Raw genomic sequence first — 12,015 nt, forward strand, 5'->3', positions numbered from 1 at the left:
TGGAATTAGAAGTGCCGCTGAGCTTTCAGCGGCACTTCCATTGCGTGCAACAATTATTTTTTCAGTTCTTTCAGCTTATCTTCATAACGCTTGATGAGCTCGTCGGCGGCTTGAGCGGGAGTCAGCTTGTTAAAGGCGACCTTTTGGACAATATCTTGGCTGATATCGCTAAGCTGCGAGTTCTGCGTAATGGCGTTATCCGGTACGGCCGGCTTTTTGGACGCAAGGTCTACGGCATTGGCGATGTTTTTATCCAATCGATTCGCTTCAACAACCGCTTTTCTGGTGGCTTCGACCGCAGGCACCGCTCTGACATCGCCGAGCAGCTTGGCAGCTTCCGGATCGGTCAGCAGGAAGTTGACGAATTTCAGCGCTTCTTCCTGACGCTCGGAGCTTTTATTGACGCTGATGACCATCGAGGGACGAATTCCCGCAGGACCGGTTTTCGCATCGCTGAAAGCGGCCGGCAGTGTAGTTACCAGCTCGGTTCCCTTAGGAAGCGAGTCCTGGAATTTAGAGAATTCGCTGCTCCAGCCTTCGATTGCGACGAATTCCTGATTGATCCATTTCGGATTTTGTTCGGTTTTTGCCGAGAACAGCTGAGCTTCGCCAAGCGGCTGAAAAACTCCGTTCTGATAAGCTTTTTGAATCCACGAGAAGGCTTCTGCGGCCTGCTCCTTTGTAAACGACAAGGTGTAGTCGTCCTTGACCGCAGGCTCGTTGGTTCTTTGCTTGAGCATGGACATCAGCATAATGTTGACCACGCCCAGGTCGCTGTTCATCAAGAACATCTTGCTATCCTTGTCGTGGAGCTTTTTTGCTTCTTCGAGCAAGCTGTCCCAAGTCCAGTTCTGATCGTATTGAATGCCCAGCTTGTCGGCTAACGTTTTATTGAAAAACAGGGTCCGTCCGTTCGTGCCCATCGGCAGCCCGACAACCTTATCGTTATAGGTCACATAATCTTTTAAATAGGTCGCGTCGAAGCTTTTCAGATCGATCGTCTGCTGACTGTTCAGGTTGAGCAGCAATTCATTGCCGTTGCTCAGCTCCGCAAGCCAAGGCTGATCGAGCTGGAGAACGTCGGCGGCCGTTCCTCCCGCCAATTGCGTTTTCATTTTTTGAGCGTAGCCGTCAAAACCGCCGTATTCGGCTTCAATCGTAACGTTCGGATTTTTTTGCTTGTACAGTTCGATTGCATCCAAAGTCGCTTTGTGGCGCGCGTCGTTGCCCCACCATGCAAAGCGCAGATTCACTTGTTTGCCGGAGTCGGAAGCGCCTCCCTGTGAAGTTTGAGATTCGCTCCCACATGCAGCGAGAGTTGTCGAGAGTAATGAAATTACTGATGCAGAGACAATGAGCTTCTTTACTTTAGCCATGATTACGTTCCCCTTTTCAGTCATGATTGTCAATAGCATTCCATCGCATGATTCATTATATCAAGAGGCCCTACGAGGTTAAATCCATCTGGTTTGGCAAAAGGTTTGATAATTTGTCCGAAATTTCGCCAAACCAAAATGACGAAAGGTCGCATGATTTGACATTTGACTTCATTATTTGTGATTGGGTTGTCATGCCGATGGCCGATCTTCTATAATTAAGTAAGTAGTTCTACGACCGCAAATTTATAACCTTGAAGGGAAACGCGACAATGACGGAGCAGGAGGTTCAAATGTACAAGCTGCTGGTCGCCGACGACGAGACGAAAATCAGAAACGGCATATGCAATTATTTCCCTTGGGCTGAGCTCGGCTTTGAAATTGTGTCCGAAGCCAAGAACGGCAAGCAGGCGCTGGATTTCATTCTGAAGCATGAAGTCGATGTCGTATTGAGCGATATTAAAATGCCGGTCATGTCGGGGGTGGAGCTGGCCGAGGAGCTGTACAACCGGAAGAACAAAACGAAGGTTGTGTTTCTGACGGGCTACAGGGAGTTTGAATATGCCCAGAAGGCTTTAATCTACGGTGTCAAAAGCTATATTATCAAGCCGACCAAATATGAAGAGCTGCTGGATGTGTTTACCAGAGTGAAGGCAGAGCTGGACGAGGAGCGGCACAGAGGGACGGCGGCGCCGGCCGCCTTGGAAGCGCAGAGCGAAGAAACGGCCGATGACGCGGGAGACGGCGAGGGACAGAGCTACCACGAGAAGAAAGTCGCGGCGATCAAGTCCCATGTGATGGAGCACTATAAAGAGGTGACGCTGGAGGAAGTGGCGCGCAGCTTTCATATGAATCTGTTTTACTTGAGCAAATATTTTAAAAAATGGTCCGGACAAAACTTTTCCGATTACCTGATTTCCGTGAAAATGGAAAAGGCCGCCGAGCTGCTGAGGGATTTTACATACAAAACGTATGAGGTCGGCAATCTGGTAGGCTATGACAATGCGAAAAATTTCTCGCGGGCGTTCAAGCTGTATTTCGGCAAAAGCCCAAGGGATTACCGCGATTCTCCCCACTGACACTAAAGACCGACAGAATGGAAGGAGAGCGTATGAAGACCCGTTTTTTCGTCAAGCATTTATCGATGTTTTTGCTGCCTCTGCTTATACCGCTCATCATACTAGGGACGCTGTCCATTCTCATTACTCAGAATTATATCAAGGAAGATATCAATAAAAACTCGATCAACCTGCTGAAGCAGACGAAAGAAAATATCGAATTGATTTTGAGCGAAACCGATCCGATGAGTCTGGTCTACGGGAACGATCAGCGAGTTATTGAAGCGCTGGCCGCGATGATGAGGAACAGCAGCTTAACCCATGAGGAGATCATCTCTTATACGATTCTCAAAAGCTTTCTGAGCGCGCCGGCCAACGCAAGGCCGTACATTGATTCCTTCTATATTTATCTTCCCAACGATAACGGACGGTTTATCTCCTCCAAAGAAGGCTTGACCGAATTTAGCGCCTACTATGACACGGCCTGGTACAACCAGTTCCTTCAGCAGGACGAGCATGTCAATATGTGGATTGAGCCGCGGCTCGTCAAGCCGTTCAGCTTCGAGGCGCAGCCGACCCGGCTCGTTACGATCTATCAAAGAATCAATTCCGTCAACGGCTTGATTGTGCTTAATATTTTGCCTGAGTATATCGAGAAGATGCTGAAATCGTTATCTACATTACCGGAACAATCCATCCTCGTCGTCAATGAGAATAACGAAATTGTATTCAGTGACAAGCTGCCGAAATATTTGAACGACATGAACCTGAATCTGGAGACGATCAATAAGTCGGACGAAGCGTTCTATACGACCAAAATCGACAATGAGGCGTATATCGTCTCGCAGCTCAACTCGGCAAGATACGGCTGGAAATATATTTCCATTGTGCCGCAGCAGGCGTTGTATCAAGTTCCGTTCACGATCATCAAGCTTACGATTTTGCTGCTGCTCCTTTCGTTTGTGCTTGGCTTTATTCTTGCTTTTTATTTCGCGCGCAGCCGCTACAAGCAAATATCCAACGTCATTCATATTATCGACTCTGCGGAGAGCGGGCATCCGCTGCCGGATCGGGTCAAGGACAAGGACGAGTTCGGTTACATTATCCAAAATATAATCAAAACGTTTATCGAGCAGAGCTTCCTGAAGGTGCAGCTGTCCGAACGGAGATACAAGCTGCAGGTCGCGCAATTGACCGCGCTGCAATCGCAGATCAATCCGCATTTTTTGTTCAATACGCTGGAAACGCTGAATTGGGAGACGATTGCGCTAACCGGCAGGCCGAACCAGATGACGAAAATTATCGATAATCTATCGGAAATTTTGCGTTATTCGCTGACCAATCCGGAGGAGCCGGTCTCTTTAAACAAGGAAATCAAAAATTTGAAGAGCTATATTGAAATTCAGAAATACAGGTATGAGGACAAATTCGACATGATCTGGGAATACGACCCGGTCGTCATCGGCTGCCGGGTAATGAAGCTGCTGTTCCAGCCCTTCGTGGAAAACAGCATTTATCACGGAATCAAGGAAAAGGAAGAGAGCAGCCTGATCAAAATCCGGATTGAGCTGGTCGGACCGGATGTTCATATCGGAATTATCGATAACGGGCTGGGAATGAGCAGGGAGAGGCTTCGCAAAATAAGACGCGATCTGAACAGCGACGACGAATATTCGGAACGGATCGGCATGATCAATACGAATAAGCGGCTCAAGCTGGCCTACGGCGAGCCGTACGGAATCGTGATCCGCAGTAAGCAGGGCTGGGGAACGGCGGTGTACATCAAGCTGCCGATGAGCTGATGCGCTTTCAGAGTTTCAAGTCACTATCTTGTTCTTATTGTGAGCCGGGAAGCTGGCCCATAAGAAATGCTCCCCTTCAAGCAGCAGGATGATTTTTATACCTGTCTGCTAAAGGGAAGCATTAGTAAATGAACGATGATGTTCCTTGATTCGAATATTACAGCTTCATACTTGTCGAGCTTTTGGCATGCCACGGCGTGCCCAAGTATCGGAGCGCCCAGCGATCAAGCCCGTACCAGCCGGCTACTTTCCACGCCAATACTAGCCAAGTGGCTAATACAAAAAGCAGAGGGTTGGTGCTTAAAGTGCCGGCAAACAAATAACTGGCGTTCATCAATCCGCCAAAAAAGGCTGCAATTCCGGTAAGCAAGCCCAAGATAAGACCAAGTCCTACCAGTATTTCTCCATAAGCGACCATGTACGCAAATACTTTGGCGTTGGGCAGTACAACATTTTGTAAGAAGGAGGCGTACCAGCCGGTTACGTCCGCTCCACTCTCCGCTTTCGTCAACGCTCCCTTGACGAAGCCTTGAAGTGCAGTGCCGCCTTTGGCTCCTACCCATGCGTCAGCCGTTACTTTGTGCCAACCCGCGACAAGCCATTCGTATCCGACATACACGCGGATGATCAGCCAGATCCAAGCTGCCCGGGTATCGCTTAGTAAAAAGCGGGAAACTGGATTTTCCGGGATAATGACATTCCTTCCTTGGTAATTCACTGAATTCATTTCAAATCGACCTCCACAATTTTCTAGATTAAACATATGGATTAATTCTCTAAATATGTCATTATTCCTGCACGCGTGCAAAAAATGATGAACGGTGCTTGTCTATTTTGTGAAGGGGAGATGCTGTGAACGCCGCATTCAACTCGTTAATAAACGGATATTTGAATTTACAAGCCCATGGGCAAGTACCGTGTTCTTTCCCTCCATAACGAATACATTGTGTATATTCATTGCAAAACTGGAGGGAGTGCACAAATGCCGGGTTCCTCAAACACAAATTATTTGAAAAGATTGCAATTTTCTGTTCACGTCCATGATCAAACCCTCAATCGTATCTTGAACGGTATCGCCAATCGGGGAATTAGCATCACCGGGTACACACAAACCAAGAGAGGCAACCTTAATTTCGTGAAGCTCGTCGTTGGTCCCCCTGGGCGTTTCAGCGTCCGGGCGAATCGCGGCGTGCGGGAAGTGCTGCGCTCCTTAGGGGTTCGATTCCGGGAAGAAATCGTAATTCAGTTTCTGAACACCGTCGCCGGCACCCCGGGGGTTATCCGAAGCATCTATGAAGCTTTATTCCGCCATGTGAGAGTAAAAGCTATGTACTATGGGGAAAATACCGCCATTTTCATAAACACTTCCTGCGTCAATGAGGCGATAGCCCTTTTAAAACGGAAGCATATTATTCAGTAATTTCGCTGAAAAATCCAATAGTCATTATTTCATAACAACGCGAAGGCAGATACCTTCTCCTGTATATTTTTCCTAGGTTGCCTCGACAGGGGTAAGATCTGCCGTACACCCGAAATCCAGTTTACTGTCCGTCACTCAGCAAATTTACGTAAAAGTGCCCGGCATCCAGATAGCCTAAACTACCGCGTGGTGTCGCAACTGTCGTCAATACATCCACTTTATACAAGCCTTTGCCCTGCTCCAGCGACAAAGGCATTTGGAAAGCTCCGTTTTCATCTACGTTGACAGCCATTGGTGATGAGTCGGTTGGGGGCGAGCCCAGCTCCCATTTTGTCGTGCTAATGTAAAAACTGCCGGATGCTTTGCCCGTTAACGTAAAATCGGTCGCATCGGTAGTCAGGTAGCCCTGTTTGCTTTGATCCAATGAAAAGCTCAGGAGATCCACTTGCAGCGGATAATCGGCAAAGGAGGTCTGCACGTTGTAATGGGCCAAATATAGGATACGCTCGCCCGATGAGAGCCTGGCCGTGATGTTGTTGTCACCCAGGGCGAGCGGGATCGGGGCTTGCGCCCAAACGACAGCGTTCTGATTGATCGGCTGACCGAACGCACCCGAGCCGCCATTGCCGAATGTATGGCTATTATCCAGACTTAGCCTTAGTTCGCCGGCACTGCCGAAGGGCATATCGGAGGGGAGTGTCGCGGCCGCTTTGACCGTTGCTGTCTCTCCATCTACTTTAATGGGCAGGCCATAATCGCTGACAGCATACGATTCATAGCGCACGTCCAGCGTCCGCTGTTCCTGATTCCAGGTGCCTGTATATCCGAACAGTCTCCCCATGTCTAACGAATACAGATACAGACTGTCATCTGCTCTGTGAGGAGGGAAGACAAGCTGGTAGCTCTTCACCCAGGAATCCCCCCAGTAAAGCTCCACCTCTTGCGAATCTGGATGCAAACGAAAAGCATAGAGCCCGCTGGACACCGTCACGTTTGTGCCATCGGTCGTTATCGTATAGCCAAGCTGATCGGCGAAATGCGCTAACTGGAAGAAGGGGAGTCCGTTCCTTGGGAATCCGACCTTGGTTCCATCCTGATACTCGCCGTCATCAGTAAACTGTAGCTTGATATTGATGTCCTTCTCGCTGGACACCGTTAGCGTTGCTCCTGCTTGACGTAGCGGATTTGCTGGCTTCGCGGGAGGCGGGGACGCCTGGAACGAAATCGTACGTTTTTCCGGAGTCCAATCGACCGTGCCGAATGGCGCCAAATCGTTGAGCCTAATAGCCGTTTGACCGTCAATATTGTACGACGGAATCGGCTTGTCGCCATAGTAGGTGCGGATGTCCGTGTACAGCACATCCTTGAATTTGGTTCCGATCGGTCGATCGGCCGCTGGATTCGGTTTGACGACAGGCTGCACCTTCTGAGCTGCAGGTTCAATGACGAGCGACCGCGAGGTCGGCGACCACGCCACGTCGAAGCCGTAGCTGCGCAAATCCTCCGCCGTTACCGCCGTATAGCCTTCAATATTCATCGACGGAATGGGGGCCCCGTTTACATAAGCTGCTATGTCGGTCGCTAACGCCTCGCCTACGTAGTCGCCCACTTTTGGAGCCTTTGCCTGTATCGCCGAAAATGGAATAAAAGTCACCATACAAGCGAGCAAAGCAATCCATTTATTTTTCAAATTTTTCACCACCATGTTTGAAGTGTTATTTTTATATAGACTTCTAATTATCCGAAAAGTTTCCAATATTTTATTTTTATTGCAGGGGTATGGAAAAAATAGGGAAAAATTTAGAACATTGGGGGATGCAATTGCACTTATTAGTGGGGCGTTACGTTACAGCCATGGGCAGCTACTGGAGGATATGCAATTGCTTTAGCGACAGCAACAATAGCATATAACACCGCAAAATCCGATGTTAGGAATGCATATTTCACTGTTGGTCTTTGCCCCGGTGTATATGAAACTCAATGGGGACTGTGGTCAGATTAACACTAAAATGATGCTTTTTCCTGAATATAAAAATCGATTTTAAGGTCCTAGCAAGAAATTTTTGCATTGTCGGCATTACTCCGGGAAGCCTTGGAAACAGGGCGGTAGTCTGGTTGCGTACGTTAACAAATATGTGGACAGCGGGAGCGCGGATGCAGCCGTTTTAAAGGTTGCATCCTTTCCGGCCCGGGGATAGGCAGCTTCTTTATTGTTTTATTGAAGTAAAGGACAGCATAGAATAATAAGAAGAGCCCACGAACGAAATGATTATAATCGCACATGATGCCTTTAATGGGAATATATGGAGGAATCGGACTTTATGGTGATAGGTCGTTTTCCGGAGCGTATTGTAGTTATTGGGGCGGGGATGGCGGGGTTGGTATGCACTTTAGAGCTTATGAAACAAGGATATAATGTGCGTATATTAGAGGCAAATAGTCAACCGGGTGGTCGAGTATACACGATGCGGGATCAATTTTCTGACGGGTTGTTCTGTGAAATGGGGGCTGCCTTCATTGGAGCGCATCATTTTCTCACATTGAGTTATGCCCAGCAAGTCGGGGTTCAATTGATAAATTTACCAGTCCCCAATAGAAGTCTGTCATATATCGACGGGAGATTAATAATAGATTCTCCGGATGAACCTGCACTATGGCCTGTTTCACTTACAGCCGAGGAAAGAATTTTAGGATATGCGGGAATGTTCGAAAAATATCTTAAGCCGGGACTTAAAGCAACGGGTAATCCTTTTTTGCCGGGGTGGCCAACAAAACAAGCGGTACTGCTCGATTCCATGACGATGGAACAATATCTTAAAGGTCAAGGGGCATCTTCGGGTGCGATTAAGCTGTTTGAAATTGGATATATGCAAATGTTAGGAGATGGTATTCGCAAAGTATCTGCATTACAGCGTCTGCTTGACCTAAAAATGACCAGTTCCGAAAGTGGTACACGAACTATAGTGGGTGGAATGGATCAATTGCCGAAAAAGCTTGCCCTTACAATTGGCTCAAATATCAGTTATGGATGTGCTGTGACGCACATTGAACATAGTAATAAAGGAGTAACTGTCCAATATAATAATTCCGGCGAAATTTTCACTATCAACTGTGATCGGGTCGTTGTGGCCATTCCCTCTACAGTCCTGCGCACGATTCATTTTTCTCCGCCGCTTAGCAAAGAAAAAAATGATGTCATTCAAAATCAACTTACTACATCCGTTACGCGTACCGTCGTACAAAGCAGAACTAGATTCTGGAACAACTTAAGTTCCTTTACTACAATAAATACAGATCTCAAAATTGGATGGTTGATTGATGCTACCTTCGCTCAAATGTCTTCAGGGAGGGGGTTAATTTGTTCGTACTCCTCCGGTGAATCGGCGCGGGAAATATCCAGAACTGGCAATATTAATTCAGCTGTATCAGAAATCAAACAGGTGCTTCCCGAATTGTCGTCTAATTATGAAGGCGGGATGGTCTTTTCCTGGGATCATAATCCATACTCCCGAGGTGCATATGCTTGGTATAAGCCGAAACAGATGATTCGAATGCTCCCGAAACTGTCTGCCGCACAAGGTAGAATTTACTTTGCTGGCGATAATACAAGTCTTTTTCCCGGTTGGATTGAAGGAGCGATCTCTTCTGCGTTGCGAACGGTAAATCAAATTATTTCCAGTAACAGCATATAGTACTTTGCAAACAATCGAAGAGATAAGGAGCGGATCTAACTATGCCAAAGCAAAGACGAACATTTACAGCAGAGTTCAAGTAACAGATGGTTAAGATATATGAGAATGGAAAATCAAGGGCGAGCCTTTCGCTGACAAATAGAGATTATACGGGGTGTAAAAAACGCCGGTGACCTTATGCAGGTGACCGGCGTTTCCATATTAGCGTTTCGGCATTTTGCTCTTATCCATGTACAGCAGATTCCAGCGATGACCGTCCAGGTCGGCAAATCCTGCGCCGTACATCCAGCCCTCAATTTCACTCGGCTTGCCAAAGATGCTTCCTCCGGCAAACTCTACTTTTTGGATAAAGGCATCTACTTCTTCTCTGCTTTCAGCGCCGATGGAAAATATCACCTCTGCGCTGCGGGAAGTATCTGCGGTTTTTGAACCAGTAAATTTCTCAAACGCCGCATCCGGGAACAGCAGAATCGTTGTTTGGCCAATGGCAAGCTGGGCTCTCTCGTTACCAACGCTCACCGCCTGGAATCCAATCTCATTGAAAAAGGCGGTTGACCTCTCAACATCTTTGACCGGTAGGTTAATCCAAATCTCCTGTGACATGGCTGCAGCCTCCTGGAATCTCTATTTTCAACTACTCTACTCTACTATACTCTACTATTGGTAGCAGAAGCGAATTTTATGAAAACCGCAAGGTATAACTTTTCTGTCATGCCCCCTGCGGTTGAATTGACATTGGAATTAGTTGGATTTCACTTCCATTCATTCCATGTAATAGAAATAGAAACTTTCGAAGATCAAGAATAAGCGGAGCTGCTGATCAACGGACGGAAACGAGGCAGCGCTGCGGATGGCGGAGAAAACATTGGATGCGATGTCCCGCGGCGGGATGTTTGACCATATCGGGCACGGTTTTCTATTTAATACAATACCGTAACATATTATTTGGGCCCCAATATTAATCCCTTTACTTAAACGATGATCGAGGCGTATAATCCGTTAAGACAACGGAGTGAGAGGAGGGAAACTGATTATGAACAACGGGTTGATCAATGCTATTATCGCGTATATCATGTGGGGGGTTCTCCCGCTTTATTGGAAGTTGTTTAACGATGTGCCAGCAGGCGAGATTCTGTCACATCGGGTTGTCTGGTCGTTCGTCTTCATGGGTATTTTCGTCACCGTCCAGCGTCGCTGGGGTGACCTTAAGCGGATTGCGGCTAGCCGCTCGCTCCTGCTGTCGCTCACCGCTAGCGGACTGCTGATCGCTGCTAACTGGCTCATCTTCATCTGGGCGGTCAACAACGACCATGTCGTCGAGACAAGCCTCGGTTATTATTTGAACCCGTTGCTGAACGTGCTGCTTGCGGTTGTCTTCCTTCGTGAGAAGCCAAACCGTGGCCAATGGCTCGCGATTGCCATCGCTAGCGCCGCGGTGCTCATCATTGCCATCGACTACGGACGGTTCCCATGGATCTCAATCTCACTGGCCGCGACGTTTGGCTTGTACGGCCTCGCGAAGAAGAAGATTGGACAAGACGCTTCTGTAGGCTTGCTGTCGGAGACGGCTGTAGTCCTTCCTGTTTCGCTCGGCTACTGGATCTATTTGGCTACCGTGGGAAAGACAACGGCATGGACGCTACCTGTATCCACGTTCGTCGAACTGCTTCTTTCCGGCGTGGTAACGGCGCTACCGCTGCTTTTCTTTGCGCGAGCGGCCGCCCGGATGGCGTTTTCCACGCTCGGCTTCGTACAATACATCGGGCCGACGATCATGCTGTTACTGAGCGTATTCGTGTTCAAGGAATCGGTCTCGCCGGTTCTTCTCATCGGCTTCGCGCTCATCTGGACAGCGCTTGTCGTATACGCTGCGGCATCAGTTCGCGGCACGAAACTCGCGAAGGCGCGCTGACGGCAAACACGTCCAACTCCCGGTACAGTCATAACAGCCATTTCCGTCCGCTGAGGAGGAGGTGGCTGTTTTCTGTGTGGGGTTAAGGGCAGGAAATAGAGTTTGAGAATAGAGGAGAGACATCCAAATGAGTGTCCTTTTTTAAATTTATCAGCTCACGACCACGATTGGCAACAACATGAAATTTATACTAAAAACGTATTCTATGAAAGGATAGAGTTTAGCGGGCGAAGGAAAATCAAGATCTTGCCTAGATAGCAGTTGAACAAGAAAAAGCGGCGGTCGCAAGAAAAAATAAAGAAGTTTAACAAGATAAGAAAATTGCACTTACTATAAAGTAAATCATAAATTTGCATACATTCCGGTAACAGCGATTTGCCAGATTACGCAAAACGGGGAAGACGACAAGCTCCCCTCAAATTTGGGGGCAGAACCTTCAGCTTTCGAAAAAGCCTCTTATAAGATTGTAAAATGTGAAGATGGAAGTGTTATTTAAGTACGTTGCATGAATGAGTCTTCAGAACTATCAAGAATTAATATTACGCCGAGAAGCATAGGTTTTCTTACAGCATCTTTATTTTTGCTATGTTGTTACTGCTAACGTATAATGTCCGACAGTTGACGGCGTAAGTTGTCCTGCTGGTGACGGTCAATCTGTCCGCGTGAGATACAAAAGGAAGGGAGAATTATGACAATTCTCCCTGGATGACGCGCTTCACCATATGATCGTCGATGATCCGATGTTTGTTCTGTGC

At 47.7% G+C, this 12,015-nt stretch carries 9 protein-coding genes; 5 read left to right on the forward strand and 4 right to left on the reverse strand.

Features of this window, described 5'->3' with window-relative positions; all coding sequences use genetic code 11:
- Positions 1 to 53: 53 nt before the first annotated feature.
- Positions 54 to 1,253 carry an ABC transporter substrate-binding protein gene (locus tag N0M98_RS06850; RefSeq protein WP_259617354.1) on the reverse strand — a complete coding sequence of 400 codons (1,200 nt, stop codon included), beginning with the start codon at positions 1,251 to 1,253 and terminating at the stop codon, positions 54 to 56.
- A 416-nt stretch (positions 1,254 to 1,669) separates the two neighbouring features.
- Between N0M98_RS06850 and N0M98_RS06855 the strand changes: the two genes are divergently transcribed.
- Positions 1,670 to 2,455, forward strand: a complete 786-nt coding sequence (locus tag N0M98_RS06855; RefSeq protein WP_259617355.1) for a response regulator transcription factor — start codon at positions 1,670 to 1,672, stop codon at positions 2,453 to 2,455.
- Between the two features lie 32 nt (positions 2,456 to 2,487).
- On the forward strand, positions 2,488 to 4,236 hold the full coding sequence (locus N0M98_RS06860; RefSeq protein ID WP_259617356.1) for a sensor histidine kinase: 1,749 nt from the start codon (positions 2,488 to 2,490) through the stop codon (positions 4,234 to 4,236).
- 157 nt (positions 4,237 to 4,393) lie between these two features.
- Here N0M98_RS06860 and N0M98_RS06865 read toward each other — a convergent pair whose 3' ends face one another.
- Complete coding sequence (locus N0M98_RS06865; RefSeq protein WP_249863927.1) at positions 4,394 to 4,963, reverse strand: DoxX family membrane protein; 570 nt, start codon at positions 4,961 to 4,963, stop codon at positions 4,394 to 4,396.
- Between the two features lie 255 nt (positions 4,964 to 5,218).
- Between N0M98_RS06865 and N0M98_RS06870 the strand changes: the two genes are divergently transcribed.
- Positions 5,219 to 5,656, forward strand: coding sequence for a hypothetical protein (locus N0M98_RS06870; RefSeq protein WP_259617357.1), 438 nt, complete (start codon positions 5,219 to 5,221; stop codon positions 5,654 to 5,656).
- 121 nt (positions 5,657 to 5,777) lie between these two features.
- On the opposite strand, the gene N0M98_RS06875 is transcribed toward N0M98_RS06870, so the two are convergent.
- Complete coding sequence (locus tag N0M98_RS06875; RefSeq protein WP_259617358.1) at positions 5,778 to 7,346, reverse strand: hypothetical protein; 1,569 nt, start codon at positions 7,344 to 7,346, stop codon at positions 5,778 to 5,780.
- 631 nt (positions 7,347 to 7,977) lie between these two features.
- Here N0M98_RS06875 and N0M98_RS06880 point away from each other — a divergent pair.
- Positions 7,978 to 9,348 (forward strand): flavin monoamine oxidase family protein, encoded by a 1,371-nt coding sequence (locus tag N0M98_RS06880; RefSeq protein WP_259617359.1) that lies wholly within the window; start codon positions 7,978 to 7,980, stop codon positions 9,346 to 9,348.
- Positions 9,349 to 9,549: 201 nt separating this feature from the next.
- Here the strand turns inward: N0M98_RS06880 and N0M98_RS06885 are convergent, their stop codons facing one another.
- Positions 9,550 to 9,951: a VOC family protein gene (locus N0M98_RS06885; RefSeq protein ID WP_259617360.1), complete on the reverse strand. Its 402-nt coding sequence runs from the start codon at positions 9,949 to 9,951 to the stop codon at positions 9,550 to 9,552.
- A 430-nt stretch (positions 9,952 to 10,381) separates the two neighbouring features.
- Here N0M98_RS06885 and rarD point away from each other — a divergent pair, with 430 nt between their 5' ends.
- On the forward strand, positions 10,382 to 11,260 hold the full coding sequence (gene rarD / locus N0M98_RS06890) for an EamA family transporter RarD (RefSeq protein ID WP_259617361.1): 879 nt from the start codon (positions 10,382 to 10,384) through the stop codon (positions 11,258 to 11,260).
- Positions 11,261 to 12,015: the final 755 nt, after the last annotated feature.

The organism is Paenibacillus doosanensis, assembly GCF_025060755.1.
GTDB classification, from domain to species: Bacteria; Bacillota; Bacilli; order Paenibacillales; family NBRC-103111; genus Paenibacillus_S; species Paenibacillus_S doosanensis.

What these genes read in the sequence shown, in the direction of transcription:
- N0M98_RS06855 (WP_259617355.1), top strand. Translation starts at nt 1,670, where the DNA reads ATGTACAAGCTGCTGGTCGCCGACGACGAGACGAAAATCAGAAACGGC.
- N0M98_RS06860 (WP_259617356.1), top strand. Translation starts at nt 2,488, where the DNA reads ATGAAGACCCGTTTTTTCGTCAAGCATTTATCGATGTTTTTGCTGCCT.
- N0M98_RS06865 (WP_249863927.1), bottom strand. Translation starts at nt 4,963, where the DNA reads ATGAATTCAGTGAATTACCAAGGAAGGAATGTCATTATCCCGGAAAAT.
- N0M98_RS06870 (WP_259617357.1), top strand. Translation starts at nt 5,219, where the DNA reads ATGCCGGGTTCCTCAAACACAAATTATTTGAAAAGATTGCAATTTTCT.
- N0M98_RS06880 (WP_259617359.1), top strand. Translation starts at nt 7,978, where the DNA reads ATGGTGATAGGTCGTTTTCCGGAGCGTATTGTAGTTATTGGGGCGGGG.
- N0M98_RS06885 (WP_259617360.1), bottom strand. Translation starts at nt 9,951, where the DNA reads ATGTCACAGGAGATTTGGATTAACCTACCGGTCAAAGATGTTGAGAGG.
- rarD (WP_259617361.1), top strand. Translation starts at nt 10,382, where the DNA reads ATGAACAACGGGTTGATCAATGCTATTATCGCGTATATCATGTGGGGG.